Below are 24,362 nucleotides of genomic sequence, written 5' to 3' on the forward strand. Positions count from 1 at the left end.
CCCGTGAGCCAGCGCAAGACGCCGCTGGACGACGGAGCCTGGGTCGCTTACCCGATTGCGGGTGAGCGACCCGGCGAGGGCGGAGACGCCTACGCCGTCCGCTTCTTCGGAAACAACGAGCTCTCCGAACTCCAAGCCCTCCACTACTCCAACGACAACCCCGGCTACAAAGCCGTCTACATGGCAGTCGGCGAATCCATCCTCGAAGCGGAGAAGCACCGTGACTAGCTGGACCGAACTTCCTCTGGCCGCGTTCGACCTCGAGACGACCTCAGCGGATCCGCTGACCGCGCGAATTGTCTCGGCGTGCATCCTCCGGATCGACGGCCCCAACGTGCAGCGCATGCACCGTATCGCCAATCCGGGCATCCCAATCCCGCCGGAGGCCACCGAAATCCATGGATTCACAGACGAATACGTGCAGAGACACGGTCACCCGCACAACGAGGTGGTAGCCGAAGTCATCTCCGAACTGCGCGCCGTATGGGCTGAGGGCCGCGCTCTCGCGGTCTACAACGCATCGTTCGACCTGTCACTCCTGGCCTCGCAGAACCCGTCGTTCGCCGTAACCGGGTGCGTGGCAGACCCATTCGTACTCGACAAGCAGTACGACCGGTTCAGAAAGGGCGCAGGGCAACGAAAGCTGTCCGCGGTGATGATCCATTACGGCATGCGGCTCGACGACGCCCACGACGCCGAAGCCGACGCTCTCGCTGCAGCCCGCCTCGCCTGGAAGCTCCCACGCGTCTACCCGCAACTGGCTACCTACACCGCTGACGAACTCATGGAACGCCAAGCGCATTGGTACCGCGAAGACGCCCACCGATTCATCGATTGGCTTCGGCGCAGTGACCGCGACCCCAGCGGAGTGCGCACCGAATGGCCCATCTACTCCACGAAAGCCGAAGCAGCATGACCACCACCGAACCCACCGTCGGCGCCCAACTGCTCATCGACCGCGGCTACATCGACGCCACCCGAGCCACCGAACACCTCGCCACAATCATGGCCACCCGCTGGGTCACCATCCACCGCCTGTCACAGCACCTCACCTGGCCCTCCATGACACTGCTGCGACTGCATGCCGGCCGGTCACGGCTGATCCACCCCGACCTCGAAAAGCGGCTCCTCGCAGTCGATCCGACCGAGCTGCCCGCACTGTTCCCGCGACCTGAACCGCCGATCACAACACCCAACGCGGTCGTCCTGCAGCGCATCCTGGATGGCCGACCCGTCCGTATCGAAGCCAAAGACAAACCGGTATACGCGCGCGCACTTCGTGAGCATGGCTGGGCCCAGCGGCGAATCGGTATCCAGCTCGGCATGTCCGGAACGAAGGTCAACAAGGCGCTGGCGGGCGGGCGGTCATGAGCCATTCACGCCAGCCTGCCGCTCCCGCGTACCCGAGAGCGGAATGGCGTCAACCAACAGCGGTCGGACCGCGCAAAACAACCGTCCCCAAGCTCGGCCGATACAAAGCCGCCAAGGTGACGAAAATGCGTGCCGCACGAGGGATCCCGGCCTTCGTTCCCCTCGCAGAACCCGCCAGCCACCTGGACACCCTCTACAACTGGGGGTTCAGCGACCATGCCATCGCAGCGGCTGCGGGAATGGACCAGAAATCGGTGTGGAAGATCCGCCACCGTGTCCACGACAAGGTCAGCATCGAATGCGCCGCCCGGATCATGGCCGTGACGCATGTGCCCGTACCCGCACAGTCCGGGATGAAAGTCCCCAACATCGGCACTAAGCGCCGCATTCAAGCGCTGCTGGCTATCGGTTGGAAGCTCGACGATCTCGGGCAGCTCGCTGGCGTGTCCGGTCGGCAGTTCAGCCAATACAACACGCGCACCTGGGTCCAGTACGAGACCTGGGCGAAGGTCCGAGAACTCTATGAAGAGCTCTCCGGCACACCGGGTTCCAGCCGCTACGGCGAGACCCGAGCCCGCAACAGCGGCTATCTCCCGCCCCTGGCGTGGGAAGGCCACGATATCGACCACCCGCAACAGTCGCCGATCTGGATGCCCGCGACACCAGACGACGAACTCGACGAGGTGTTGCTCGATCGGATCATCCACGGAAAGCACAGCGGCAAGGTGAACGAGCCGGAACGCACCGCGCTGCTGGACTACGCGATCGCAAACGGCTGGACCGGAACTCGCGTCGCTGAAGCCCTCAACCTCAAACACGACGCCGGCGAGCAGGCTCTTGGCCGTCGCAAAGCGAAGCTCCGCAAGAACGCGGCATAACCCCTCGAACTCCCATCGGAGAGGGCGCGCACGCACCTGCGCGCCCCTGCAGGAGCACCCAACACACCATGCCCAGAGACACCCGACCGTTCATCACCGTGGCCGTCGACATGGACCGCAACCCGAAGTACGCGGCCCTCAACGACGCCCAGAAGTTCCTCATCATCCGTGCCTGGCTGCACTGCGCGGAGTTCCTCACCGACGGCGTCATCAGCATGGCCGCCTGGCGCAAGATGGGAACAGATCGGAACAGAAAAGCGATTCTTGCTGCCGGTGCGTGTTCTGAAGACGCAGAACAAAATTGCGTCGTCTTCCACGACTATCTGGAGCACCAGCAGAGCCGCGCCGACGTCGAATCGAAGCGGGAAAAGGCCAGATCAGCCGGGCAAAAGGGCGGACAAGCGAAGGCGGCCAACGCCAAGCGAAACCACCGCCGAAACCCTAGCAGCGGGCTAGCAGATGCTAGAGATTTTCCTAGCGGATCTGTACCAGATATAGATATAGAAGAAGAAGTACTTACGTACGTACCTAGTGCGGCTCTAGTAAGTAACGCGCGCGAGCTCGAAAACACCGCCGCGGCAGCAGCGCTCGACGAGCCTGGCCGCAAGGTCGACATCGACGGCTGGAAGCTGATCAAGGGATCCTGCAACGGCTTCCCCCAAGCCACCCGCACAGCCCTCGCCACACACGCCGGCGCCATGCTCAAGCAAGGCATCGCCGCCGAGGACATCGCGGCGGGCCTCGAACGCTGGCTCGCGAAAGACCTCGGGCCGAGCCAGTTCCCGCACTTCGTCACCGACGTCATCCGCGCCCGCACCCGGCCCGCAACCGTGGCCAGCCCCGACCCCGGCGCCCTGCACCTGTCGAACCACGACCGCAAAACCCTCGGCTGGGACGCCGCCGCCACGGAACTCAAACGCAGCCTCGGCATTGTCCCCGGCCAACAGAACGCCCTGCCCTCCAACGACAACCGGCCCCTGCTGGGTGTCATCGACGGCGACTACACGGAGCAGACCGCATGACCACCAACCCCGAGCAGTACATCGAAATCGCCACCGACATCCTCAAACGCTGCAGCGGCTACGACCTCTGGTTCCCCCACCCCAGCCAAACCGCCATCGCCGCCTGGGCCAACGCCTTCGCCGAATCCCGGCTCACCCGCGACGAACTCATCGCCGGCGTCGACCACGCCTACAACCACGAACCACCCGGCTACCGGCCACTGCCCGCGTCGATCCTCCAACACGCGCGCACCGCACGCCTCGACGCGCTCCGCGCGCAACCCGACGAGCGACGTCACCGCATGGAGGAAGCCTGCCACGCCCTCCAGGAGATGGGGTTCACGCCACCGCAGGCACACCGGCTCTCCCGGCAGATCGCCCTCGGGCAACGAACCGACACCCACTTCACCGCGGACCAGCGCGCCGAACTCCAGCGACGCCTGGCCGCTCGCGACGAACTCGCGCAGACACCAACCGACCCGCGCGCGAACCCGTTCCACCGGATCCTCACCCGCATCGCTGACCAGAAAGCGATCCCGTCATGAACCGCGCCGACATCGGCCGCGTCCTGGGCGCCATCGCCGAATACGACCACCGCGAAATCAACGCCGACGTCATCAAGTACTGGGACGACGCGATCGGGCACCTCGACGTCGCCGTAGCGCTCGAAGCCGTCGCCATCCACCTCAAAACCTCGCCGTGGGCCATCACAACCGCCGCCGTCATCGACCTCGCCAACCAAATGGCTACCCGCGCAACCACGCAACGACCCATGCGGCGCGCAGTGAAGGCGGCATACCAGGTAAACGGCGCAATCAACTACCAGTGCCCGAACTGCGGCGCCGAGCCAGGAACCACCTGCCACCCACACGGCCAAGAAGCCCACGCGCCCTGCGTACTCCGTACAACCGGCGCAAAAACGCAGGTCGCGTAACAAACTCCAGCCTTAATGGAAAGGATTTTCAATTGGTAGCGACGCAGTCCCATCCGACCGCCCCTGTTTTCAGCGACCGCGCATCTGATCTTGACGCGCCCGCATTGCCGTCCAGCATTGCCGTGGAGCGAGTTTCGGGCGGTTTGGGTGGATCGGTATCGGATCGCGCGTCTCGAACGTCTGTGCGGCAAGCGCTGGGAGTGGTCGGCAATGGGTGAGCAATCGCCGACCCTGGCCGTGTCGCTGTGCGGCGAGTGCCGGCGGGAGTTCAAGCCGTTGCGCCGCGGACTGTGCAACCGCTGCTATGAGCGGAATCGGTACCGGCAGAACGCATACGGTCGATGGAATGCAGACCGCGTGGACGCGACGCCGGTGCGTGCGCATGTCGAGGCGTTGAACAGGGCGGGGATGAGTCTGCGGCAGATTTGCGCTGCGGCGGGGATGTCTCGGCAGTCTCTTGCGGTGCTGTTGCGTGGGAAGACTGGTCGGGGTCCGGCGTTGTGGGTTCAGCAGTCAACTGCGGATGCATTTCTGTCGGTCCCTCTGCCGGAGTCGGTATTCGAGGCCGCCGCACCGCAGGCGTTGGTGCCCGCACTCGGGACGCGGCGCCGATTGCAGGCGTTGGTGGCCGCGGGATGGACCATGACGGTCGTGGCGGGGGAATTGGGTATGCAGCTCAAGAACCTCGCTGTCCTGCTCGGGCAGGATCAGGTGACGGCTCGCCGGCACCGCCAGGTGGCTGCGTTGTTCGATCGGTTGCAGATGCAGCCCGGTCCATCTAAGCGGGCGCGTGCAATGGGGCGTAAACGCCGGTGGCCGTTGCCGTTTCAGTGGGACGAAGGCGCGCTCGACGACCCCGAAGCGGGTCCGGTGTTTGGGACACGACGAGAGCCATATCGGAAGAGGGTCTCCGCATAGAGCGGATAACTCCGGGCTCGACTTCGGCGAAGGGCAGGCCGCGACGGCGCAGCGAACTATGCGACACTCGGGACGGATGGGCCGACTGCGAAACCAGAAGGGGAACCGTTGTTCAAACGGAAGTCGAGCACTCGCAACGAGGTCACGGGCTACGACGTTGCCTGCAGCCTGATGGCTCAAGTGGGGATCTCCGACCATGCGGAGCCGGCCGACCTGACCGAGGCTGCCCGGTGGAACAGTCTCCTGGGGCAGATCATCAACGGTCTTGTCGGACGGGGTGAACCCCGTGATCTGCCGAAGAGCCTAAAGAACGAGATTTTCATCTACAGCTCCCTTCCAAAGCTTCAGGTTGAGGACATCCTCCTTATGCTTGAGGAACGGCAAACCGAACTGCGCGCTTCGTTGCGCCGCCTCTCCAACGAGGAACAGGCAGCCGAGATTATCGAGGTAGTCAAGGCGAACGTTGACGATCCGCAAGTGCAACAGCAGATCTCGGAAGCTGTGTCGGCGAGCTCCAAGCGCCAAGCTGAGTTGGATATCGAGTTGAGAGCGCAGGAAGAGTCTGCGGCCCGTGAACTAAGGAAGGCCGAGGCTCACGAACGCAAATGGAAGGTTCGTTGGTCTCTCCTCCAACGGGAGCCAGTCGCCGTTCTTGTTGGAGCTCTGCTGTTGGTCGGCTTCAGCATCGTTCTCGTGGTCGCGATGTGGACACACACGGCGGTGCCTGAGGTGGTCGTCAACATGTTGCTGCTGATCCTCGGCTTTTTCTTCGGTCAAACCACAAGCGGGAGGAGCAAAGCCAGCGAGTAGGGCGCCTCATCGGCGCTGTGCTCGGTGACGACCTGCGGCGGGGTCGTCAGCCGGACCGCAATCCGAAACGCTACTCACGCACACGCCATGAGCAAAGGCGACTGAATTAGCCGGTTTGACTCCCGAGCGATGATGGGCACGCTCGTCTCACATTCGCGACCAATAGACGGTCGCATTCTGAAATGGGAGCCCACATCTGGGCTCGGGAGGCACCATGACCGTTGCCCCGTACTACAGCGACAACCTAGTAACGCTGTACCACGGCAGCTGCCTGGACATCGACACCTGGCTTGCCGCGGACGTACTCATCACCGACCCGCCCTACGGCATGGCGTACACCGGCCGCGGCGGCCGAACAACCCTCATCGCCGGCGACGACACCACCGAAATCCGAGACCAAGCACTCACGCGATGGTTCGAACACAACCCCGGCAGCCCCGCTCTCATGTTCGGAACCTGGCGCGTCCCACGACCTCCCGGAATCAAACTCGTACTCGTCTGGGACAAAACAGACGGCTCCGGCCCAGGAATGGGCGACCTCAGTTGCGCTTTCGGGTCCAGCCACGAAGAGGTCTACCTATGGGGCAAATGGCCCAAAGGCACACACCGGCGCATGGGATCGGTCCTGCGCACATCTGTCAGCCCGTCGGCGTTGACCAGGAAAATCGGCCATCCCACCCCGAAACCACTCGGCCTCATGGAAACCCTCATCGCACGCAGCGTCGACGGCGTCATCGCCGACCCCTTTGCCGGGTCCGGCTCCACGCTGGTCGCAGCCCGCAACCTCGGCCGACCCGCGATCGGTATCGAGCTCGAAGAACGCTACTGCGAACTCATCGCGAACAGGCTCGCGGAAGCTTCCTTCGAATTCGGTGCCGCGGCCTAGCATTCATCACACGGATCGGTCAGCGCCCGCCCGTGTTCGCAGGTGAGCCGCGCGGCGATCCCATAGCCGCTGCCGTTGAGGAAGTACTCCGGGTAGTTGTCCACGTCCGCGGGCGTGATCGGCCGGCGCAGGACTTCCGGTGGAGGAGCGGGAATGCTCACGTGATAGTCGAACCGGGCCTGGGCATCCTCGCGTGTCGCTGCTCGAATCAGTAGCCCGCAGGCAGTGCAGGTCCCCACGAACACCTCGGTCCCGTCATCGGCTCGGCCAGGCGAAAACGTGATGCTGCAACCAGATTCGATGTCATTCATACGAGAATCCTCCGCAAAGGGTGAACGCTAGAAAGCGAACCTCTATTGCGATACACGGTATCGCATTGGTCCAGCTGATCAGCAGACCGGCTTTCCAAACCCGATACGATCGGGAAGTGACCGCGGAGATGGACGGCCTCAGGAAGGCGACGAAGAAGTTCCTCCGCCTGTCTGCTCGGACCGAGGAAGCCCGCAAGGAAGTCTTCGACGCAGCAATCACAGCGCTGCGCGCCGGCGAACGCCCCACCGATGTCGCGGACGAGTCACCGTACACGGCCGCCTATCTCCGGCGCGTAGCCCGCGACCACGGAATCGCGCCATCGACGCCCGGCCGAAAAGCGCCCCGCGAAGAACCAATGGGGTAGATCGAGCCGTCCGGGTGGCTTGACTCGCTCTCGAGAATGAGCGCATGCCAGTTCGTGACGTACTCACCGACATCGACGCTCTGATCTCCGAGCAGCTCGACGCCGGCGAACCGATCGGCGGCTACGACTACGACGACCCCACCTACCCGAAATGCCAGTGGCCAGGATGCTGGCAAAGCTGGCATGGGCTCGCCATCACCACCCGCATGCGCGAAATGCGCTGGCACGCAACAATGCTCGCGGACTACAGGTACCGTGACGACGACTCCGAAGTGATCTGCCCGGGTGGAGACTTCACCGGACCACCCGCGCCTGCGAAGCCGTACGAATGGCCGCGGCCCGCGCACTACCCAGACATCGGCTCGCTCCTGTATTCGGCCGTGTCCCTGTTCGGGGACTTCGCCGCCAGCCTGCGGACGGTGGCGGCGTCGTTCCACGAATTGCCCTCGATCCTCGGCTCCTGGGACATACCTGATTCGTCCACACTGCACCGGCTAGTCCTGCCACCGAACCCGCTGCTGCCGGCCGAATGGCCACACGCCGACGACACGCCCACCGCACCCGACCCCGTGTTGGACCGGGCCATGCAAGAGCATCCGCCGGCGCCATCGCTGCTCGACCCGGACACCGAGTGCAGAGACGGTCTCGTGTGGGTCGACCACGGTGCAGGGTTCGAACAGGTTGTGTCGCACGACGATCGCACTCCCACGTTCGGGCTGTCGGTGGCTGCGCACCTCGACTCGGAATGCTGGCCGTTGGAAGCGTGGGGGCAGAGAATTCAGCCTCCGCGGCGAATTCAGTATCCGCGGCACATCATCCGCGGCTGGGGTTCCGGCATTCCTGTGCGGTGGGAGATCACGATCGGCGACCCCGCGGAACCGACACCTCCGCCGCGGCGACAAGCCACGCTCGTCCCGACCTACCGATGCCAGCGCCCCACCCGCATTGAGCAGCCGCGCCCCTGGGTGCAGGAACGCACCTTCGATCGACGCGGCCGACAACCGAAACGAGGAACAAAACGATGAACGACGCTGTGATGCAATTCCATTACCTCATCACCCTGCAGTGGACGGCGCCCAATGGGTCGACCAATGTCTACACCGAGACCGGAATCACGCCAGGCGGGCGCACGCGTGAACAGATGTACCTCACAATCTTCAACCGAGTGACCGCCCAGCACGGTGCCCCGCCAGCCCGCACGAGCATCCTGTTCTTCTCGCTCGAACCGAACAACCTGACAGGAGACAACGCGGGGGCATCAGCAGCATGACGAGGCAGTGGAAGGTCGGCGACCAGGTCCGCGGCCGGGAGGAAGCGCTCACCCTGCCGATGGGAACCGTTATCCGCAGCGAGTACGCCGCCAGCGAGGACTCCCACTTCAAGTTCGAGGTGGCTGTGCGCCACAACCCGTGGACCATCCCAGTGCCCGACCAGTGGGAAGTCGCCGGCACCGAGATGCCGTACACCGAAGCGGAACTGCACTACCCGGCGACCGTTCTCTGGCTGCCGGATGAGGGAGGAACGGCAGCATGAGTATCGACGCCAGGTTCGTGTACATCGTCGACTCGCCGTACAGGCCGGCGCCGATGGCGTCGGATCGGGTGACTGCCTATGACAGCGTTCGCGAATGCCCGGACTACTACCCTGCCCGGGTCAGCCTGAAACGGATCCTCATGGAGCTCCGGCACCCGATGCCGGGTGCATGCAGCTGGTGGCGATTCGACGTCCCGGACGCGCGTGAGCGCGAGGGTATCGAGCTGCTCGATATCGCCGAGCGCGACGACCTATTCGGTGAGCCGTGTCGGGTCCTCCTGGTGCCGCGCCGGTGCTTCCTCAGGTTCGGTAACGAGTGGATCAGGCTCGCTGCGGACGCCGATACCCACGCCATGTACGAGTACTCGACACTGGGAAACTGGGTGCGCGTGCACTGCGAAGGGCCGATGCCGGACGGCTGGGTGCTGGACATGGAGAGGGCAGCAGCATGAGCTCGGACGACGACCTGACCGACGATCAGAGCCGACACATCGAGGCAACTCTGCAACGCGCCCTTGACGAGCCGATGCCGCCCGAGCTGAAAACCCGCATCAAGGCGCTCATCGAGCCGCACACAATCAACATGCAGATCAAGCATGGCGACGTGATGCAGTGCATCCGCGTGGCGTTCCCCGTGATCCGGGATTGGTTGCGCGACAACGACGGAGGATCAAACCCATGAGCAACGCGCCCTCCCTGACGATCGCCGACGGCACCGTCACGTTCACCGACTCCTACGGCTACACCCACACGGCCACCGGGATCGATCTCCAGCCGGGCGATGTGGTCAGCGCCCAGATGGGCGGAGATGGCCTCTACTTCGTCGTCGAGCGCGGCGATGAGAGGCAACGACATCCGCTGCGACTCAACGGCACCTGGCACTACACGGACCTGCGCGCAATTCTGGTGCCGGCCAATCCGTTCCTGCCTGACGCCGGAGAATCAAACCCATGAGCGTCGGCGGAACTGATCGCCGCCGACGCACAGGGTCGCGCCCGGTGGATCAGTAACTGCCGCGGTCCCGGCCGAGACCGTGATTGCTTTGCGGGCAGGTGATCATGAGGTCCCGTTCAAAGTCCGGGACGTCGTGCGGTTCGAAGACCAGATGCCCATCCTCGGCGGACGTCATCCGAACCTGCGTGTTGCATTCAGGGCAGCGCCTCATTCTGGCTGCTCCTCTCTATGTGGAGTTGTCACCCCAGAGGGGTGTATTGCGACAAATAGCTTACTCGCTCCGTCTGACAAGACCTTCAAGGACTTCCGGACGGAAACGCCGCTCGCTTGAGCATGTCGGCTCGAGATTGCCGCCGAACCGGCGTACTGTAACGGCCGTCACATCAGGAATAAAATGCCGATGTGCGTCTGGCGAAGCCGGTCCCGGAACCCCCCCTCCGCGACCGGCTCTCGTCATCTCAGGGTGGCTGGAGCTACCGTGCGCCCTCGAGCCGATCGGCGGCCTCGTCGAGCAGGCGCGCCAACGAGCGCAGTTCCACGGCGGTCAGTTCGGTGCCGTTGCCCGCAATGTTGAGGTCGGCCCACTCGTCAAACAACCCCTCAGAGGTGTATGCCCCTTCGAGCTGGACCCGGACCATCGCCGACACCTGCGCCAGGTTCGAGCCCGAGATGGCCAAATCCGCGGGGGTGCTGCGGTGCAGGGGCTCCGCGTCAGGGTCGGCGGCATTCAGGTAGACGTGTTCGGAACACCATCGGGGGCACGGGTTTTGACTCATGGGCTCTATCCTGCCCAACCCCGAAGGACTCTGCCCGCCACAGCCAGTGAATAGCCGGCTGCGAACAGGGGAAGACTCGACCCATCGAATGAATCTATGAGCTTGGCTTGACCTCGTCTCGAGAATAGCCACGTGACTGACCCCGCCGGCCGCGACATCCTCGACGCCATCGACGAACTCGTCGACGAACAGCTCGCAGGATACGACAACCGGTCAGGCTACGACTTCAACGTCAACCAGGACAAATGCCCACACCCGTGGTGCGACGAGGACTGGCACGGCCTGAAGATCACTACCCAGATGCGGCAGATGCGTCGCGCGGGCTGGATCGACCCGAACTACCGTCACGCTGACGACGACAGCCAAATCCTCTGCCCTGGAAGCACCTTCACAGGCGACTTCGTGCCAGCCCCGACACCACTTCGGCCCGTCGGCACCATCCATCGACAGAGCGATGCCGGGTGGGAAGCCATCGGCACGGTCGACGCGAACCCATTGCGCGCCCGTGCCGCTGAGGGCGGTTGGGGTGATGCCGTCACCGCGATCCGGGGATTGACGCACTCGTTCAACCTGCGGCTCGACGAGGTCAATCCCGAACTGCTGCAGACCCTTTTCGGGAGAGACGCGAACGAGGTCTCAGGCTCTGAATACGCGCGTGCCGCGTCGAGCCCGCGCTGGTGGCGGTGCGACGACACCCGCGGGTACGACATCAGTCTTGAGCGCGAACAGGACGACCCACTCGGGATCGGCAACCCGCCATTCAGGGTTGCGGCGTTGCAGCGTGACGTGCTGCGTGCAGGTCGGCAAACCGTCGAATTGATTTCCGATCAAGCCGGATACCGCGCGAGGTACGGCATCGGGGCGACTGGCGAGCAATGGCTTGAAGTGCACTGCCGTGAGCGACCCGCGGTCGGCAGCTGGTATCTGCGAGACGAATCCGCTGCGGCATAACCGGCAGCGCCGAAATCATCTACAGGAGAGAACTTCTCATGCTCCAAATCACCCCTCTGCCGCGCGACACTCGTCCCGACCCTTACGACACCCCATGGGCGCGCGCCATCCTGCTCGGCCTGCAAGGCAAACACGTCTACGCCGGCACCGTCCCCGACGACGAGATCTCGCGTCGGCGCATCAAGAACCGTGCCGCGCGCAAGGCCCGCGCAACCAATCGCCGCGGCCGATAGGAGCGAGCACCTGATGACTCCACGGGAGATCCTCGACTTGCCGATGCAGGACAACGACGCCGACGCCGAAACCATCCGCGGATACCTCCTCGCGCTGCTGCGGCAGCTGTGGGAGCACGGCGAGGCGTTCGGAGGGAAGCGGCCTTTCGGCAACTCTGGCTGGGAATACGAACTGTATGAGCCTCTCGCCCGCGCGGGTCTGATCGAGGCGACGTTCGATGAGGACGGTTACTTCGACACCTGCGACAACCATGCAGGCCACGAGCTGATCGCACAGGCAATCACCGCGCTCGGCACGACCGGGCAGGCCGCATGAGCCGCAAGACTTTCGCCGAGATCCCGTTCAACACTGTCACCGGGCACATGGACGCCTTCCCTGGTCGACTCAGCGAGTGGCGCCCGAACGAACCGTTCGAGGCAAGCCTGCGCATCGTCGGCACTGTGCGCGGCCAGTCCGCAGCGCGCTACATCGCTGAGGACATCGAAACCGGCTGCCAGTACCCGATGTTCATGACCGAGATGCTCGCGATCATCCAGCTAGCCACCATCGACCGCGGCGTCATCGCCGGCACCTGGATCGGCTGCAAACGCGGCGCCAACTACGGGATCCGACTCAAGTCACAGGAGATCGCGGCATGACCGTCGATGTTGTCAACCACCCCGTTCATTACGGCACGGGCCGGTTCACGTGTGAGTGCATCGCGATCACTCGGCACATGACGTTCAACGCGGGCAACGCCTTCAAATATGTGTGGCGTCACCAGGAGAAGAACGGGCTCGAGGACCTCCGCAAGGCCGCCGTCTACCTGCGATGGTCGATCGAAGACCAGGAGGAACTGAGCCGCAGCGCCGCTCTGCCCGGTCTCGACGGCTTCGTGCAGGACCTGATCGGCGTGCACGTGCTGCCTTTTGCGGTCGGGCCGTATGAGCCGTTGATTGACATCGCGAAGTCGAACTTCGGTGAAGCGCTACGCCGCGTCGAGTCTGCGATCAACGCGTACAAGGTGCAGGCAGCGTGAGCGACTACCGAGCTGAACTGGCCGCCCGAGCCCTGGCCTGGATGAAGGCCAATGATGGTGGCGGCCTTTGCGTGTGGTGGCCGGCAGGCTCGAAACCAGGCGATCCCAATGACGACAGCCGACCGATCATGGCAGTCAACTGGGACAACGGTGGCGTCGGCGAGCTCGGCGTTTTCTACAACAAGAGCAATGCGGCCGCCATGCAGACCATCTGCGACATCTTCAACTGGGCCTTGGGCGAACTCGTGCCCAGCGAGCGCGGCTGGTACGGCGAACGCACCTACCTTGAGGAACAAGCATGAGCGACAACGATGTACGCACGGTCCCAAGCATCGACGAGTGGCTCGAACTCACCCCTCTCGAACGCATGGGGCAACGGGTTTGGGCAACTGGCGACCTTGCCGCCCAGGTGCGTGAGCGCCTCGGCGAGACCAGTGACGACCCTGTACGGATCATTTGCTGCTTCGACCTCACCAGGCTCGAATTCGTTCTCAGCCTCGCCTGTGGTCAGCCAGGCACCGATGTCAAAGACGTTGCGGTCGCGATGAACACCATCGACGACATCGAACCGGCACGTGCGTGGCTCGAAAACCGGGAGCCCGACCCGGAACTGATCAAGCGCCTGCCTGTACCGGAACCGATCACCAAGACGCTCGCCGAAGCCCTGAACGATGCCATCAAGATCGGTGGCCGCAACCTGTGGGAAGCAATCGAGCTCGGCATCTGCCCGGAACGGGGGATGTGGATCGAATGCTCCGCTGCGCGCCCGCCCGCCGGCATGTACGCGCTCTGGGAGAAAGCCGTCGACCTGATGCTGCCCCTCATCGGTGTGGACGAAACGCAGTTCGAAGACGACTACGACCGGTACTACGCGTATCGGTGCTTCCCGGACCTTGAGGCGTGGTGGGACCGCGACCCTGACGAGGTGATGGCAGTGCTCCGGCAAGCGGCGGCCCTCGCCTCGCAAGGTGAAGGCATCGTCGAAGGGCAGGCTGCATGACCGAGAAGATCGTGGAGACCTTCGATGAGTGGGTCGCCTACGCGGATTGCCGATTTGGTCCGAAAGCGGACGCAATAGGTCAACTGGCAGAGCAGATCCGCGAGCGGTTCGGCGCGAACAAGCACGCCCTCGCGACCCTCAGCGAGGAGTACGGCGACTACAACCACCTCGAAGTCGTCATCGAATGCGGCGGCCACGAGAAGCGGTTCATTCTCGACGATTTCGAGACCAGCGACTACTTCGACTGGCTGGACGAACCACGCCGCAGAGCCGAAGCGGCGAAGCGGCGCGCTGCCGAACAAGAAGCCGCCCGACAACGCGCTGAGGCGGGGGAACGTGCCCAAATCGACGCGATCGTCGGCGCCCTCGCAGCCGTGGAAGCCGAGGGCTACCGAAGCGACCGCCAATGGCACGACAAGCTCATGGACCGGCTGGGAGTCGAGCATTGAGTGAAGCTGTGGCCACAACGAACTATGCCGTTGCTCCAGGCGAGTACCTGAAGGAATGGATCGACGAGCAGGGCTTTTCCCTGCAGCACGTCGCTGACCTCCTGGGGTGCAGCCTCACACACGTCAACGAACTCCTCAACGGCCGTGCGCCGATCGCCGAAGACACCGCGATCCGCCTGGAACGCGCCGTCGGTATTCCCGCCGGATCATGGCTGCGGTACGAGGCCGCCTATCGTGCTGACCTCACACGTATATCAGATCAGGAAGACCGCGCGATGGCTGCTGTCGTCAGATGCCCGTTCTGCGATCGCATCCGGCGCGGCGAATACGACGACCTGTTCGGCGCCGTGGCCCGATTCGAACCACTCAACCCGGTCACTCCCGGCCACATGCTGTTCGTGCCCTCCGTGCACGTCGAGCACCCGAACTGGGGCGCGGTCGGCAACGCGATGAACCACGCCGAGCTATACGCCAGCGGGCAACCGTGGGACTTCAACCTCATCACCTCATCGGGATCCGCTGCCACGCAAACCGTCCCGCACATTCACGTCCACTATGTGCCCCGACGCGAGGGCGACGGTCTTCACCTCCCGTGGACGAACCAGAAGAAGGCCGCATGACCGAGAACGTGATAGCGAGCCTCGACGAATGGATCGCAAACATGAATGAAAGAGAGAACCAATGAGCATCTTCACCCGCAGCAAGCCCCAGTCCACCGCCAGTCTGGCCGCCGAAATCGCGACGACGCCGCGTGCCGTGACCTTGACGAAAGGGTCTGGCCCCGCCACGAACCGCGGCGCCGTGGCTGCTGCCGGCGTCGACCTGGTCAAGAAGTTCGACAAGGCGGGGATCTCCTTGTCCAAGGCTGGACTCGACGGCATCCGAGCCGAAGCAGTTTTGATCCTCGACCACTCGGGTTCGATGCGTGGCGGCTACCGCAACGGCATGGTGCAGACCCTCGTCGACCGCGCCCTGGCCTTCGCACTGCAGATCGACGGCGACGGGAAAATCCCCGTCATCCCGTTCGATTCGCAGCTGTGGCCGACCGTCGAAGTGACCCTGGCCAACTACGCCGACATCGTGAACCGGAAGATATACCGGCCCAACGACATGGGCGGCACCTACCTCGCGCGGGCACTGAACGCCGTGCTGGACATGGCCAAGACCGCCACCTCCCCGCTGTACGTGGTGATCGTGACCGACGACGATCCGACGGATCGGTCCAAAGTCGTTGCGACGCTGAAGGAACTGAAACGCTACGCGGTGTTCGTCAAGGTGCTCACCCTCGTTCCCGCACCGTTCTGGGACCAAATGGACGACCTCGAGATCCCAGGTTTGATCGACAACCTCGACGCGAAGCGGGTCGACGACCCAGCCAGCATGAGCGATCTGGCATTCGCGGACGTCATGGTCGACGAGTGGCGGACCTGGGTCGACGCCGCAAAAGCGGCCGGCATCCTGCAGTGAACTCCGAGGAGACCCGCGACGGAATCCGGGACAAGGCGATTGACCGGCTCGCGCGCTGGAAGTACGAAGCATGGCGGAAAGCCGTCAACGAGATGCCACCAATCCCTGGCTGTGATCCTCAACCCGGCCCGCCGTCCTACGACGAGGCACCCGAGCACGACTACACACGGCGCGCGTACCGGCGAGAAGCCGCGACGATTGTCGACGCCCTCGGCGATCTGCTACCGACCGGGCAGGAGCTCCGGGAACTTGAGGACGGCTGGGCCGGCCAAAACGTCAGCGCCACAGGCGTTGTGACTTCCATGGCTAAGCCCTGCACTCGGCAGCAACGGTACGTGACCGAATGGAAGAACGCAGCATGAACGCAGACCAGATCCGCGCCGAGGCGATCGAGATCGTCGCCAATGCTATCCGTGCCGAGCACTGGTGTACCGAGAACGCCGACTTCTTCGGCGGCTACGAGTGCTGCTGCGGTGATTCCTGGGGCTATCCGACCTTCGACGGCTGCCAGACTCGCCACCATGCTGCCGAGACCGCCGCACGTTACATCGACGCTCTCGGCGACCTGCTGCCGACCGGGGTCGAGACCGTGACGAACCCAATGTCGATCCGCATGTGGCACCAGAAGCGGCGCTACATCGGAGACTGGCGCGACACCCCAGAAAGCGACGCCGCTTGACCCGACACCTCTACCTCGGCGGAGTGCCAGGCTTGCGTGCCGGCGACCTCTTCCAGCCGCAGCATCGGCGCCGCCGCAACCACGCCACCCGGCACGCCGACCGCGTGTTCGCGACCCCAGACCGCCTGTACGCCAAGCACTATGCGTCAATCTGGGACGGTGACCTGTACCGCGTCGAACTCGTGGGGGAGTGGCAGCCGTCCAGCGAAGACCCGATCGAGTCGTTTCACGCACCCGCCGCACGTGTCACGGAAGTAGTCGACCGCGGCGTGGTTCTCAACCTGACGGAGCGGAAGCAACTGGCGCGGAAGTGGACAGCCGCGGCGTGATCTTCCGGCTACTTGCCACCGGCAGCCGCAACTGGAACGACTGGCACGCCGTCGACCACGCCTTCACCGATGTGCTCGTCCAACTGCCGGTCGGCTCGACACTCGTTGTCGTCCACGGCGACTGCCCAGACGGACGACCACGCCGCCCACCCGGACTCGACGCCATCGCCGACCGATGGGCACGCTCACCCATCATCGCCGCCCGCCACCCCGAATACACCATCGTCGCCGAACCCCACCCCGCCGACTGGAATCGCCACTGCGACAACAACTGCCGCCATCGTCCTCGACGCCCAGGCGAACGCTGCGCAACTGCGGGGCCGCTGCGGAACCAGCACATGGTTGACCTCGGTGCTGACGAATGCCGTGGATTTCCGCTTCCTGGCTCACGTGGCACGTACGACTGCATGAGGCGGGCCGAACGAGCCGGGATTCCCGTCCAGGAGATCGCTGCTACTCGTTGAGCGTGCCGCCCCAGTTTGACCTTAACGGCCCCCATGCCCAAGTGTCTCGGGGCCTCGGTGTAGGTTGCACCAGTGGAATGGCTCTCGTTCGCGAAGGCGCTCATTTGGCCGGCGGTCACCGTCTTCGCACTGTGTTACTTTGGCCGCGAACTCAAGTCATGGTTCAAGCGCCAGCCGAAGAAGCTATCGGTATCCAAATTCCTTGAGGTGGAATGGGAGAAGGCGGTCGAAGAGGCTGTTAAGCCGATCCAGCAGGCGGATAAGGAAGCGGCAGTCGAGGAGGGAACCGCAACAGCCAACGATGGTTCGCCCGCAGTCTCCGCTCCAAGCCTGCTGGGTACCGTCCCGGTTGAACCGATGACTTTGCGTCTGAGGGACCAGGTAAACAAAGACCCAGATGGCGCTGTGATTCTGGCTTGGGGTGAGGTCCAGTCGGAACTTGAGGATATCGCGGCGGATTGGGACTTCCGCGACTCTGAGGATCATCCATTGCCACCGAAGACGATCGTGACGTACGCGGTGCAGGGACGTCAGCTTCCGGAGTGGTTCGGGTCAACGTATGCCGCGATGCAAAAGCTACAGCGGATTGCCGTCTACACAGGCGGTCTTACCGAGAGCCATGCCTACGAGTTTCTCTCATTGGCCGATCTGTTGGTAAGCGAGCTGCGACGACGATTCAAGTGGCACCAGCTCGGCTAATCTTCCGAAGCGCCATCGAGGTGGGCTTACGCAGGCAATTTCGTATGGCAGTTGCAGCACTGACCCTGGTAGCGTTCCTCGGTCAACCAAACTGAGGCGATCAGGGCGGGCGATTACCCCCGAACGAGCCCCGGACCGACGCACGCGGTCCGGGGCTCGATTGGGTTCGGTTACTAGGCTTCTGCGGGCGCCATGTCGCTGTCAAAGTTGCGCGGGAGCCGTTCCTGAAAGGCCGATTGTTTGGTGTCCGCCTGGTCGATGTAGTGCTCAGTCTCCCAAACGATGTCGCCGAGGTGCGAAGTGATCCGAATCGGACCTTTAACCCATCCGCCCTGAGAGGGCTCAGTGGTGTACCAGTACGCGGAATCCTCCACTTGCAGTGGGCCAAACTCGGCGAGCGCAGGCGAATGGACCTTGCCACTTGTAAAAGACGGTTGCTGCTGAGCGCTGAACTGGAGCCGATTAGGGCTCGCAATCTCAACGGTCACCCTGTCGACCTCGCCCGCCTCCAGCTTCAGCCTGAGCCGCGCGACATCCGGGTAGTTCGACCTCTCGACAATCACATACCACTTTGGTCGACGCTCGACCTTGTACCGAGCCTTCTCGATTGCTGTGAGCGTCGCGCTGGTCTGAGCCGACTCCTTGGCAGCTTCCGCGGACAGCTCTGCGGCCTTCAAAGCAGCCTTGGCTGTCGACGCCTGCCACCAGGTGAATCCCGCGGCGCCGATCGACGTAGCAAGACTCAGGGCTGCAATCAGATTGGTTGGGTCGGGCATTGGATCTCTCTGTTGAGTGGTTGGCCAGGGGAGAAGCGAATGAGCAACTACAGCAACGGCACCCGATGCAGGTTCGCACGCGGGTACCGTTCCGTTTCGCAGTCTAGTAGCGGTGTCTGACAACTCGAATCGACGCAGGAGCGTCAGTGCGTCGGGGCTGCATCCCATCCCACCGGCTGCCGTTCGGCTGGCAGCGCCTCGACCGCCCGCACAACCTGCCGCGCCGCAAGGCACATCTGTTCTTCGGCGTACTCGGCCGCGGCTGCCGAGTGCGGGTGCTCGCGCGGGTCGATCATCGCGCGCACGTACGCGACCGCGGCATGCGCGAGTTCGTCACGCGCAACGCTGTATTCGCCCATCGGGTCGCCGGTCATGACGCTGCCGTCCTCTTCAACATGCGTTCCTTCCGCTGCTCGGGCGTCGGCTCCACCCAGAGGTGCCACTTCACCTCGGATGACCATTGCTGATAATGCGTGTCTTTGTCGATGCCACACCAGCGGCAGGCGTTCGGACTCGGCACCTGTTCAGCCATCTCGTCGCTCCTGTTCTTTCTCATGCTTCGGTCGCCGCTGATACTGCTTCCCGGTCGGGATCGGTTGCGCCGCATTCGACTTGCGGAGCTCGTGCCGGCGCCGCCATGCGGTCAGATCCGGGCGCTCAGGGGGCGGTGGGTTCATCGGTGGTCGGCACATGCAGGCCGGGCATGAGGACGACGACAGGCTGAAACGTGGCGTTGCTGGGCAGTTTCACGCCGATCTCGCCGCCCGCACGCAATGCGCTCCACATGAAGTGCAGGACGTCCACGCCGACGTTGAACAACTCGCCCTTCGTCATCCCCGACGTCCGGACCATCTCCTCCAGGAGGGCGGCCGTGGACGGACGCTGGGTCACTGATATGCGGGCTCCCTGGTTCGCGCTCACTGCGCCTCTCCCTCACCGCCCGGTCGCGGCGCTTCGATGAGGTCGTCATCAGTTAGCGATTCGAGGATCTGGATCAGCTCGTACTCCTCCTCTGGGGTCATCAGATCGGAGTTCTCGGGCACGAAATCATCGGGCAGTGCAGCCATTACGGGGTTCCTTTCGAGAGATTGTGTTGGGGGAGTGCGGGCCGGTTCAGTGCGCAGGGGGACGTCGTTGGCCCCCACTCGTTCACGCCGTTGTGCCCGTGAACCGGCCCGCGGGGGAAGGGCTCTAACTGCCGGAAGTCCACGCTTCGGCGGCAGCGATGACCGCGTCGTTCAGCTGGCGGTCGTGCATCCGGTAGGTCGATTCCGGGTAGACACGCAGCGCGGCCTGGAGCACGTCGTCGCGGGAGGCGGAGCCGTTCGGCAGGTTGTAGACGCCGGCGGCCTTGATCGCGGCGCGGAGTCCGGCTTTGTGGCTGCGGCTGTTGAGGTAGGCCATTCCGCCGCGGATGAAGCTGAGGCGGTTGGTGATGGTGGCGGTCATCTCGGGGCTCCTTCGCTGTGACGATGACGCAACGATATCAGTGCAAGGCATGCAGTGCAATGGACTGCATGCGTGAAACTTCGAGGTCGGTCCACGTTGTGGCGATGTCACACCCTCGCGTCGCCCAGTTGATGACGTTTCGGTAACGGCACAGTGCGAGCTATTGAATCCAGCGCAATGCATTGCATAGTGTGAAGTTCATCAAACACCGGCTGGCACCGGGAACCTCAACCGAAAGCGAAACGATGCGAAACCCCACCCACCTCGACCCCTCGCAGTACTGCGAGACGTACGAGAAGCGCTACAGCACCGCCGGCCAGCACTGCGGCCACGAAGAGTGCGACACCACCTGCGAATTCATCTACACCGAAGCCGACTTCGCGAACGAGGTGGCGGCATGATCGACCCCGACACCTTCCAGGTCCGCAGCGTCCTCGACATCCCCGACTGGGCGCCCCGCTTCACCGGCATCGTCGACCTCGACGCGACCGAATTCCGCGGCACCGCCTGCGACTGCTGCGAGCAGCCCGCCGCCGTGTACGTCGAGTTCACCGTGAACGACGAGGTGGACGGCCTGATCGGCACCGACGCCACCTTCTGCGCCGAACACGCCAGCGACGAAGTCCGCTGCATCCTCGACCGCGAAGACCGCTCCATCGACCACGACACCGACGTCACCGTCAACTACTGGGCCATCCAGTACGGCGCATTCGGGACCGAACGCTCGGCGGTGGCAGCGTGAACATCGACACCGTCCGCGAACTGCTCGGCATACCCGCTGACCCGAAGATCGACGTCGAAATCGACACCGACGGAACCGAATTCGGGGACTCCCAATGCTGGATCGACGAACCGCACCCCGCCTGCGTGCACGTCGACTGGTGGGCGATTGACTACGACCGCGACACCGACGCGCCGCGCTGGGGAGGGCTCGAACAGCAGGCATTCTGCTGGGAACACGCCCTTGAGGTCCTCGCTGAGATTGTCGAGGAGAGCGCACCGTTCGAATGGGGCAGCGACTGCAAACCGTTCGGCGCTGACATCGACGATCCCATGGTGAAGGTTGTCGTCAACACCGCCGCACTGCTCGAACTCGCCGACCAGGTGCCCGCGTGATCACCCGCGAAGACGCCCAGGAGCGCGTTACCTACTTCGGTGACGCGCCCGTGGTCGACCGCGAAGGCTACTCGGTCGAAATCGGCTGCCCCGACAAGGAATCAAGCCTCTGCCTGCTGCGAGTCGCGGCCAACGCGAACGGTCCTGGCCCGAAGCTCCGCGTCGACCTGGCCGCCGCTGGCGTCCGTGAACTGCTGTCCCGGCTGGTCGCGTGGCAGACCGATCACGACACCGAGTTCATGCGCCGGCACGCGCTGCGGCTCGTCGAGTGGCTGCGCGTCAACGACATCGATGCGTTCGCTGCCCTCGCCTACTACATGCAGTCCTGCCTTACCGAAGGAGCCGCCCGATGAGACTGCCCTCCGATTGGGACGCCGAACGCGCGTCGGGCTGGTTCGAGCTCCACCACCTCATCCACAAGCCCTGCGGGTTCACCACTGGCATGGCCTACGACCTGTGGGGCTCCGGCCCGTTCGGGGAGTCGGCTGCCCGCAGCGTCGTTTACTCCCACACTTGCGAAGGCGAGGACTGACCGATGACCGAGACCGTTACCGAGACAACGGGATACGCGATCGAACTGCCGTCCGGCGAGCTGGCTGACGACCTCGGCAGCTGGGACCGAGCGGGCGGTGTGCACAGCGTGCTTCCTGGCGGGCAGGCCGCGTACCTGTGGGAGACGCCCGATGTCGCGCGGTCAGTTCGGATGCAGCTTTCAACCGATCTGACCGGCTACGGCCTCCAGACGTGCTTCATGCAGCACTCGCGTGTTGTTGAGGTCCATGTCCGTACCACTCTGGAGATCCGCCCGGTCATCGAGGATCACGTCGCGGACGACGGAATCGCGGACGCACCGATCCTCGATGAACCTGCGCCCGATTCCTCTTTCCTGGCGGCCCGCGTGCGGAGCTTGATCAGCGTCCTGCAGGAGGGGGAGTGGCGCCAGCCCGGCGGCCCGATTGATGTGCAGGCGCTGATCGGCGAGCTTCAGCGAATGGTGGGAGACGATGAGCCCATCATGGAGGCCCACGTCGTCGGCCTGACGGAGCCGCGCACCTGGAGCAGCGTGACCGACATCCCTGTCGGCACCCGGTTCTATGACTACGTGCCCAACAACGTCTATGAGCGGCGCGAAACCGATTGCCTCCATATCGCCAGCGGCTCGATGTATCGGCTCGCCGCTTTCAAGGACGAGCTGAACATCTACACCGAGGTTCTGCCCGAGACCGTCGAGCCGCGCACCTGGCAGACGGTGGCGGAGATCCCGTTTGGCGTTCGGTTTGCTTCTGTCGAGCATCGGGATGGTCCATACAGCTGGATTCGGTTCAGTCTGCACAGCTTCCGCGAGTACATCGACGGAACCGAGAGTTTCGTCGCCGGCATCGACCTGGATCAGCGTTACGGCAACGGCTTCGTGGAGGTGCTGTCGTGAAGCGAGTCTCCGTGTATCGCACGCCGATGGGGGAGTGGGCCGTCTTCAAACACACGGCCCCCGACGCATGGGAATGCCTCGACACCTTCCCGACCTGGCTCGAAGCCCTCGGATACGGCAACCGCGTCAGCGCCACCGAAGACGCCCTCTACCGCTGGTGACCCTATAGGCCTTCCGGACTGACCGCCGCGACCCACACCGTGACCCGCGCGGACGGCAGCCGCGAAGGAGGAGCGCGGCGCCTGGGATGACCCGCTCTGCCAGGCGCCGCCCCTACCAAGACCCATCAACACCGAAACCAGGTGAACCCCAATGCAACACAACATTTCCCTCATGCGCCGCGTCCACCAGCAGGCGACGGAGAACCCCGAAACCTTCGACCAGTCACGCTGGTCGAACTGCGTCGCTGGCTGGGCTATCCGACTCGCCGGCGGCTATGCGTTCAAACGCGAGCCCGGGAACCTGCGCGACGCCACCGAAGTCGTCAACTTCACCACCCATGAGGTCGAAGACGTCGAGACCGTCGCGGCCCGGCTGCTCGGCCTGTGGGCGGAAGAAGCCGCGGGCCTGTTCGCCGCCAGCAACCGCGATGCTCTCGCCTGGCTGGAAGACATCCTCGCCGCGCACGATTCCCGCGACGCTGACCTGGTGAGCGAGGTTGCCGCATGAACCGGCGCGGTGACCACAACTACGGATACGTCAGCCGCCACTACGAACTCCTCGAAGACCTCGCCGAGAAAGCCGACTGGGCCGGGCCGAAGGGTAGCGCCGAAGCCAAGAAGGCCCTTGCGGACTACGTCGAGGGCTTGCATTCGTTGGCTCAGCTCCGCGCGCACGAGGCTGCCGACCAGGATCATTACCTCGAATCCCGTGGCGTCAAAGCCGAACAGGTGCACGCGGAACAGCTTTCATCCGCCGCCGCATAACCCTCCTGCCGCACAGCGAAAGACACAACCGCTGTGCGGCAGACCTATATCTCGCGAGTTGCGCGCGAGGAATTGCAGTGCAATGTAGACAATGCAATACAGGCAATACTAAGATCAGCATGTGGCCAGCGAACCGGGGGAGAACGCTCGGCCGCCCCTCAACGCTTCACTCCTGAAACGCCTGGAGAACGCCATGAAACCGTCGAAACCCTTCGCCCGCATACTCGGCGCAATCGCCGCCATCCCGCTCGTGCTCGTCGGCTCGCTAGTCGCCCCGATCATCGCTGTGGTTCGCGAATGACCCTCAGAATCAACGACGTCTGGGCCGATGCCGTCTGCCGGCAGGACTACTACCAGGAGTGGATGCGGAAGCGACGCGCGTCGATGTGGGACTACTACGTCGACGGCGAAACGCAGAAGCAAAAAGACGATCGGCACTTCAAAGCCCGCAATCTCTGCTTCTCCTGCCCGCTGCGAACCGAATGCGATGAGCGTCATGACGAGTTGGTTCGCGCGAAAGGGGAGCGGGTTCCCGGGATTTGGGGTGGCCGGATTCACGTCGACCGGGACCGCGACGACCTTGCCGAAGCCGCATGAGTGACACGGATACAACCATGTCGATATATGCATCGAGCGATG

Annotated in this window: 51 protein-coding genes; 43 read left to right on the forward strand and 8 right to left on the reverse strand. The window is 63.9% G+C overall.

Annotated elements, in window-relative coordinates:
* Window positions 1-3 precede the first annotated feature (3 nt).
* The 10 genes from ACFXN1_RS02260 to ACFXN1_RS02305 all read left to right on the forward strand — a co-directional run bounded on the left by ACFXN1_RS02260 (window position 4) and on the right by ACFXN1_RS02305 (window position 6,798).
* On the forward strand, window positions 4-228 hold the full coding sequence (locus ACFXN1_RS02260; protein ID WP_379436256.1) for a hypothetical protein: 225 nt from the start codon (window positions 4-6) through the stop codon (window positions 226-228).
* The gene (locus ACFXN1_RS02265) at window positions 221-916 is read left to right on the forward strand and encodes an exonuclease domain-containing protein (RefSeq protein ID WP_379436254.1); all 696 of its coding nucleotides are present in this window, start codon (window positions 221-223) and stop codon (window positions 914-916) included. Before ACFXN1_RS02260 ends, ACFXN1_RS02265 begins: the two co-directional genes overlap by 8 nt.
* Window positions 913-1,371, forward strand: coding sequence for a hypothetical protein (locus ACFXN1_RS02270; protein ID WP_379436253.1), 459 nt, complete (start codon window positions 913-915; stop codon window positions 1,369-1,371). The genes ACFXN1_RS02265 and ACFXN1_RS02270 overlap by 4 nt, the downstream gene beginning before the upstream one ends.
* Window positions 1,368-2,249 (forward strand): hypothetical protein, encoded by an 882-nt coding sequence (locus ACFXN1_RS02275; protein ID WP_379436252.1) that lies wholly within the window; start codon window positions 1,368-1,370, stop codon window positions 2,247-2,249. Before ACFXN1_RS02270 ends, ACFXN1_RS02275 begins: the two co-directional genes overlap by 4 nt.
* Before the next feature lie 68 nt (window positions 2,250-2,317).
* Complete coding sequence (locus ACFXN1_RS02280; RefSeq protein WP_379436250.1) at window positions 2,318-3,271, forward strand: hypothetical protein; 954 nt, start codon at window positions 2,318-2,320, stop codon at window positions 3,269-3,271.
* Window positions 3,268-3,795, forward strand: a complete 528-nt coding sequence (locus ACFXN1_RS02285) for a hypothetical protein (protein ID WP_379436249.1) — start codon at window positions 3,268-3,270, stop codon at window positions 3,793-3,795. Before ACFXN1_RS02280 ends, ACFXN1_RS02285 begins: the two co-directional genes overlap by 4 nt.
* Complete coding sequence (locus ACFXN1_RS02290) at window positions 3,792-4,184, forward strand: hypothetical protein (RefSeq protein WP_379436248.1); 393 nt, start codon at window positions 3,792-3,794, stop codon at window positions 4,182-4,184. The genes ACFXN1_RS02285 and ACFXN1_RS02290 overlap by 4 nt, the downstream gene beginning before the upstream one ends.
* Window positions 4,185-4,394: 210 nt before the next feature.
* Window positions 4,395-5,102: a DNA-binding protein gene (locus tag ACFXN1_RS02295; protein WP_379436246.1), complete on the forward strand. Its 708-nt coding sequence runs from the start codon at window positions 4,395-4,397 to the stop codon at window positions 5,100-5,102.
* Between the two features lie 108 nt (window positions 5,103-5,210).
* A complete protein-coding gene (locus ACFXN1_RS02300) occupies window positions 5,211-5,912 on the forward strand; it encodes a hypothetical protein (protein WP_379436245.1) in 702 nt (233 codons plus the stop codon).
* 214 nt (window positions 5,913-6,126) lie between these two features.
* On the forward strand, window positions 6,127-6,798 hold the full coding sequence (locus ACFXN1_RS02305; protein WP_379436243.1) for a DNA-methyltransferase: 672 nt from the start codon (window positions 6,127-6,129) through the stop codon (window positions 6,796-6,798).
* Here ACFXN1_RS02305 and ACFXN1_RS02310 read toward each other — a convergent pair.
* Window positions 6,795-7,109 (reverse strand): hypothetical protein, encoded by a 315-nt coding sequence (locus tag ACFXN1_RS02310; protein WP_379436242.1) that lies wholly within the window; start codon window positions 7,107-7,109, stop codon window positions 6,795-6,797. The genes ACFXN1_RS02305 and ACFXN1_RS02310 overlap by 4 nt on opposite strands.
* A 116-nt stretch (window positions 7,110-7,225) precedes the next feature.
* Here ACFXN1_RS02310 and ACFXN1_RS02315 point away from each other — a divergent pair, with 116 nt between their 5' ends.
* Genes ACFXN1_RS02315 through ACFXN1_RS02345 form a run of 7 tightly spaced genes read left to right on the forward strand, consistent with a single transcriptional unit; the run spans window position 7,226 to window position 9,961 of the window.
* The gene (locus ACFXN1_RS02315; RefSeq protein WP_379400381.1) at window positions 7,226-7,474 is read left to right on the forward strand and encodes a hypothetical protein; all 249 of its coding nucleotides are present in this window, start codon (window positions 7,226-7,228) and stop codon (window positions 7,472-7,474) included.
* 44 nt (window positions 7,475-7,518) lie between these two features.
* Window positions 7,519-8,499 (forward strand): hypothetical protein, encoded by a 981-nt coding sequence (locus ACFXN1_RS02320; protein ID WP_379436240.1) that lies wholly within the window; start codon window positions 7,519-7,521, stop codon window positions 8,497-8,499.
* Complete coding sequence (locus ACFXN1_RS02325; protein ID WP_379436239.1) at window positions 8,496-8,744, forward strand: hypothetical protein; 249 nt, start codon at window positions 8,496-8,498, stop codon at window positions 8,742-8,744. The genes ACFXN1_RS02320 and ACFXN1_RS02325 overlap by 4 nt, the downstream gene beginning before the upstream one ends.
* Window positions 8,741-9,007: a hypothetical protein gene (locus ACFXN1_RS02330; RefSeq protein WP_379436237.1), complete on the forward strand. Its 267-nt coding sequence runs from the start codon at window positions 8,741-8,743 to the stop codon at window positions 9,005-9,007. Before ACFXN1_RS02325 ends, ACFXN1_RS02330 begins: the two co-directional genes overlap by 4 nt.
* Window positions 9,004-9,459 (forward strand): hypothetical protein, encoded by a 456-nt coding sequence (locus ACFXN1_RS02335; protein ID WP_379436236.1) that lies wholly within the window; start codon window positions 9,004-9,006, stop codon window positions 9,457-9,459. Before ACFXN1_RS02330 ends, ACFXN1_RS02335 begins: the two co-directional genes overlap by 4 nt.
* The gene (locus ACFXN1_RS02340) at window positions 9,456-9,689 is read left to right on the forward strand and encodes a hypothetical protein (RefSeq protein ID WP_379436234.1); all 234 of its coding nucleotides are present in this window, start codon (window positions 9,456-9,458) and stop codon (window positions 9,687-9,689) included. The genes ACFXN1_RS02335 and ACFXN1_RS02340 overlap by 4 nt, the downstream gene beginning before the upstream one ends.
* Window positions 9,686-9,961, forward strand: a complete 276-nt coding sequence (locus ACFXN1_RS02345) for a hypothetical protein (protein WP_379436233.1) — start codon at window positions 9,686-9,688, stop codon at window positions 9,959-9,961. The genes ACFXN1_RS02340 and ACFXN1_RS02345 overlap by 4 nt, the downstream gene beginning before the upstream one ends.
* Before the next feature lie 473 nt (window positions 9,962-10,434).
* Here the strand turns inward: ACFXN1_RS02345 and ACFXN1_RS02350 are convergent, their stop codons facing one another.
* Window positions 10,435-10,737: a DUF6907 domain-containing protein gene (locus ACFXN1_RS02350; protein ID WP_379436232.1), complete on the reverse strand. Its 303-nt coding sequence runs from the start codon at window positions 10,735-10,737 to the stop codon at window positions 10,435-10,437.
* A gap of 132 nt (window positions 10,738-10,869) precedes the next feature.
* On the opposite strand from ACFXN1_RS02350, the gene ACFXN1_RS02355 reads away from it, so the two are divergent.
* The 15 genes from ACFXN1_RS02355 (at window position 10,870) to ACFXN1_RS02425 (ending at window position 18,027) form a co-directional block, all read left to right on the forward strand.
* Window positions 10,870-11,688 (forward strand): hypothetical protein, encoded by an 819-nt coding sequence (locus ACFXN1_RS02355; protein WP_379436230.1) that lies wholly within the window; start codon window positions 10,870-10,872, stop codon window positions 11,686-11,688.
* 38 nt (window positions 11,689-11,726) lie between these two features.
* Window positions 11,727-11,921 carry a hypothetical protein gene (locus ACFXN1_RS02360; protein WP_379436229.1) on the forward strand — a complete coding sequence of 65 codons (195 nt, stop codon included), beginning with the start codon at window positions 11,727-11,729 and terminating at the stop codon, window positions 11,919-11,921.
* Between the two features lie 43 nt (window positions 11,922-11,964).
* A complete protein-coding gene (locus ACFXN1_RS02365) occupies window positions 11,965-12,237 on the forward strand; it encodes a hypothetical protein (protein WP_379436227.1) in 273 nt (90 codons plus the stop codon).
* The gene (locus ACFXN1_RS02370; RefSeq protein WP_379436226.1) at window positions 12,234-12,560 is read left to right on the forward strand and encodes a hypothetical protein; all 327 of its coding nucleotides are present in this window, start codon (window positions 12,234-12,236) and stop codon (window positions 12,558-12,560) included. The genes ACFXN1_RS02365 and ACFXN1_RS02370 overlap by 4 nt, the downstream gene beginning before the upstream one ends.
* Window positions 12,557-12,940 carry a DUF3310 domain-containing protein gene (locus ACFXN1_RS02375; protein ID WP_379436224.1) on the forward strand — a complete coding sequence of 128 codons (384 nt, stop codon included), beginning with the start codon at window positions 12,557-12,559 and terminating at the stop codon, window positions 12,938-12,940. The genes ACFXN1_RS02370 and ACFXN1_RS02375 overlap by 4 nt, the downstream gene beginning before the upstream one ends.
* On the forward strand, window positions 12,937-13,242 hold the full coding sequence (locus ACFXN1_RS02380) for a hypothetical protein (protein WP_379436223.1): 306 nt from the start codon (window positions 12,937-12,939) through the stop codon (window positions 13,240-13,242). The genes ACFXN1_RS02375 and ACFXN1_RS02380 overlap by 4 nt, the downstream gene beginning before the upstream one ends.
* Entirely contained in the window at window positions 13,239-13,940 is a 702-nt protein-coding gene (locus ACFXN1_RS02385) for a hypothetical protein (protein ID WP_379436221.1), read from the forward strand. Before ACFXN1_RS02380 ends, ACFXN1_RS02385 begins: the two co-directional genes overlap by 4 nt.
* Window positions 13,937-14,389, forward strand: a complete 453-nt coding sequence (locus tag ACFXN1_RS02390) for a hypothetical protein (protein WP_379436219.1) — start codon at window positions 13,937-13,939, stop codon at window positions 14,387-14,389. Before ACFXN1_RS02385 ends, ACFXN1_RS02390 begins: the two co-directional genes overlap by 4 nt.
* Complete coding sequence (locus ACFXN1_RS02395) at window positions 14,386-15,009, forward strand: HIT domain-containing protein (RefSeq protein WP_379436218.1); 624 nt, start codon at window positions 14,386-14,388, stop codon at window positions 15,007-15,009. The genes ACFXN1_RS02390 and ACFXN1_RS02395 overlap by 4 nt, the downstream gene beginning before the upstream one ends.
* 61 nt (window positions 15,010-15,070) lie before the next feature.
* Window positions 15,071-15,856, forward strand: a complete 786-nt coding sequence (locus ACFXN1_RS02400; RefSeq protein ID WP_379436216.1) for a VWA domain-containing protein — start codon at window positions 15,071-15,073, stop codon at window positions 15,854-15,856.
* Window positions 15,853-16,218, forward strand: coding sequence for a hypothetical protein (locus tag ACFXN1_RS02405; protein WP_379436215.1), 366 nt, complete (start codon window positions 15,853-15,855; stop codon window positions 16,216-16,218). Before ACFXN1_RS02400 ends, ACFXN1_RS02405 begins: the two co-directional genes overlap by 4 nt.
* Window positions 16,200-16,535: a hypothetical protein gene (locus tag ACFXN1_RS02410; protein WP_379436213.1), complete on the forward strand. Its 336-nt coding sequence runs from the start codon at window positions 16,200-16,202 to the stop codon at window positions 16,533-16,535. The genes ACFXN1_RS02405 and ACFXN1_RS02410 overlap by 19 nt, the downstream gene beginning before the upstream one ends.
* A gap of 32 nt (window positions 16,536-16,567) precedes the next feature.
* Window positions 16,568-16,864, forward strand: coding sequence for a hypothetical protein (locus tag ACFXN1_RS02415; protein ID WP_379436212.1), 297 nt, complete (start codon window positions 16,568-16,570; stop codon window positions 16,862-16,864).
* Window positions 16,846-17,328, forward strand: a complete 483-nt coding sequence (locus ACFXN1_RS02420) for a hypothetical protein (protein ID WP_379436210.1) — start codon at window positions 16,846-16,848, stop codon at window positions 17,326-17,328. The genes ACFXN1_RS02415 and ACFXN1_RS02420 overlap by 19 nt, the downstream gene beginning before the upstream one ends.
* A gap of 72 nt (window positions 17,329-17,400) precedes the next feature.
* Window positions 17,401-18,027 carry a hypothetical protein gene (locus tag ACFXN1_RS02425; RefSeq protein WP_379436209.1) on the forward strand — a complete coding sequence of 209 codons (627 nt, stop codon included), beginning with the start codon at window positions 17,401-17,403 and terminating at the stop codon, window positions 18,025-18,027.
* 173 nt (window positions 18,028-18,200) lie between these two features.
* Here the strand turns inward: ACFXN1_RS02425 and ACFXN1_RS02430 are convergent, their stop codons facing one another.
* From ACFXN1_RS02430 to ACFXN1_RS02455, 6 genes are all read right to left on the reverse strand, one after another.
* On the reverse strand, window positions 18,201-18,803 hold the full coding sequence (locus ACFXN1_RS02430; protein ID WP_379436207.1) for a hypothetical protein: 603 nt from the start codon (window positions 18,801-18,803) through the stop codon (window positions 18,201-18,203).
* Window positions 18,804-18,946: 143 nt separating this feature from the next.
* Entirely contained in the window at window positions 18,947-19,177 is a 231-nt protein-coding gene (locus ACFXN1_RS02435; RefSeq protein WP_379436206.1) for a hypothetical protein, read from the reverse strand.
* A complete protein-coding gene (locus tag ACFXN1_RS02440) occupies window positions 19,174-19,335 on the reverse strand; it encodes a hypothetical protein (RefSeq protein ID WP_379436204.1) in 162 nt (53 codons plus the stop codon). Before ACFXN1_RS02440 ends, ACFXN1_RS02435 begins: the two co-directional genes overlap by 4 nt.
* A 125-nt stretch (window positions 19,336-19,460) precedes the next feature.
* Window positions 19,461-19,724: a hypothetical protein gene (locus tag ACFXN1_RS02445; protein WP_379436203.1), complete on the reverse strand. Its 264-nt coding sequence runs from the start codon at window positions 19,722-19,724 to the stop codon at window positions 19,461-19,463.
* Complete coding sequence (locus ACFXN1_RS02450; protein WP_379436201.1) at window positions 19,721-19,870, reverse strand: hypothetical protein; 150 nt, start codon at window positions 19,868-19,870, stop codon at window positions 19,721-19,723. The genes ACFXN1_RS02445 and ACFXN1_RS02450 overlap by 4 nt, the downstream gene beginning before the upstream one ends.
* A 124-nt stretch (window positions 19,871-19,994) precedes the next feature.
* Entirely contained in the window at window positions 19,995-20,252 is a 258-nt protein-coding gene (locus ACFXN1_RS02455) for a hypothetical protein (RefSeq protein ID WP_379436200.1), read from the reverse strand.
* Window positions 20,253-20,497: 245 nt separating this feature from the next.
* On the opposite strand from ACFXN1_RS02455, the gene ACFXN1_RS02460 reads away from it, so the two are divergent.
* From ACFXN1_RS02460 to ACFXN1_RS02510, 11 genes are all read left to right on the forward strand, one after another.
* Complete coding sequence (locus tag ACFXN1_RS02460; protein ID WP_379436198.1) at window positions 20,498-20,653, forward strand: hypothetical protein; 156 nt, start codon at window positions 20,498-20,500, stop codon at window positions 20,651-20,653.
* Window positions 20,650-20,994: a hypothetical protein gene (locus ACFXN1_RS02465; RefSeq protein ID WP_379436197.1), complete on the forward strand. Its 345-nt coding sequence runs from the start codon at window positions 20,650-20,652 to the stop codon at window positions 20,992-20,994. The genes ACFXN1_RS02460 and ACFXN1_RS02465 overlap by 4 nt, the downstream gene beginning before the upstream one ends.
* Window positions 20,991-21,368 (forward strand): hypothetical protein, encoded by a 378-nt coding sequence (locus tag ACFXN1_RS02470; protein ID WP_379436195.1) that lies wholly within the window; start codon window positions 20,991-20,993, stop codon window positions 21,366-21,368. The genes ACFXN1_RS02465 and ACFXN1_RS02470 overlap by 4 nt, the downstream gene beginning before the upstream one ends.
* The gene (locus ACFXN1_RS02475; RefSeq protein WP_379436194.1) at window positions 21,365-21,721 is read left to right on the forward strand and encodes a hypothetical protein; all 357 of its coding nucleotides are present in this window, start codon (window positions 21,365-21,367) and stop codon (window positions 21,719-21,721) included. The genes ACFXN1_RS02470 and ACFXN1_RS02475 overlap by 4 nt, the downstream gene beginning before the upstream one ends.
* Window positions 21,718-21,900 (forward strand): hypothetical protein, encoded by a 183-nt coding sequence (locus ACFXN1_RS02480; protein WP_379436192.1) that lies wholly within the window; start codon window positions 21,718-21,720, stop codon window positions 21,898-21,900. The genes ACFXN1_RS02475 and ACFXN1_RS02480 overlap by 4 nt, the downstream gene beginning before the upstream one ends.
* 3 nt (window positions 21,901-21,903) lie before the next feature.
* Window positions 21,904-22,797, forward strand: a complete 894-nt coding sequence (locus ACFXN1_RS02485; RefSeq protein WP_379436191.1) for a hypothetical protein — start codon at window positions 21,904-21,906, stop codon at window positions 22,795-22,797.
* On the forward strand, window positions 22,794-22,958 hold the full coding sequence (locus ACFXN1_RS02490) for a hypothetical protein (protein ID WP_379436190.1): 165 nt from the start codon (window positions 22,794-22,796) through the stop codon (window positions 22,956-22,958). Before ACFXN1_RS02485 ends, ACFXN1_RS02490 begins: the two co-directional genes overlap by 4 nt.
* A 172-nt stretch (window positions 22,959-23,130) precedes the next feature.
* Window positions 23,131-23,466: a hypothetical protein gene (locus ACFXN1_RS02495; RefSeq protein ID WP_379436188.1), complete on the forward strand. Its 336-nt coding sequence runs from the start codon at window positions 23,131-23,133 to the stop codon at window positions 23,464-23,466.
* Window positions 23,463-23,723: a hypothetical protein gene (locus ACFXN1_RS02500; RefSeq protein WP_379436187.1), complete on the forward strand. Its 261-nt coding sequence runs from the start codon at window positions 23,463-23,465 to the stop codon at window positions 23,721-23,723. The genes ACFXN1_RS02495 and ACFXN1_RS02500 overlap by 4 nt, the downstream gene beginning before the upstream one ends.
* A gap of 121 nt (window positions 23,724-23,844) precedes the next feature.
* Window positions 23,845-24,024, forward strand: coding sequence for a hypothetical protein (locus tag ACFXN1_RS02505; protein ID WP_379436185.1), 180 nt, complete (start codon window positions 23,845-23,847; stop codon window positions 24,022-24,024).
* Window positions 24,021-24,320 carry a WhiB family transcriptional regulator gene (locus tag ACFXN1_RS02510; RefSeq protein WP_379436183.1) on the forward strand — a complete coding sequence of 100 codons (300 nt, stop codon included), beginning with the start codon at window positions 24,021-24,023 and terminating at the stop codon, window positions 24,318-24,320. The genes ACFXN1_RS02505 and ACFXN1_RS02510 overlap by 4 nt, the downstream gene beginning before the upstream one ends.
* Window positions 24,321-24,362: the final 42 nt, after the last annotated feature.

The sequence above is a fragment of the Nocardia sp. NPDC059154 genome (assembly GCF_042755705.1).
Lineage (GTDB): Bacteria > Actinomycetota > Actinomycetes > Mycobacteriales > Mycobacteriaceae > Nocardia.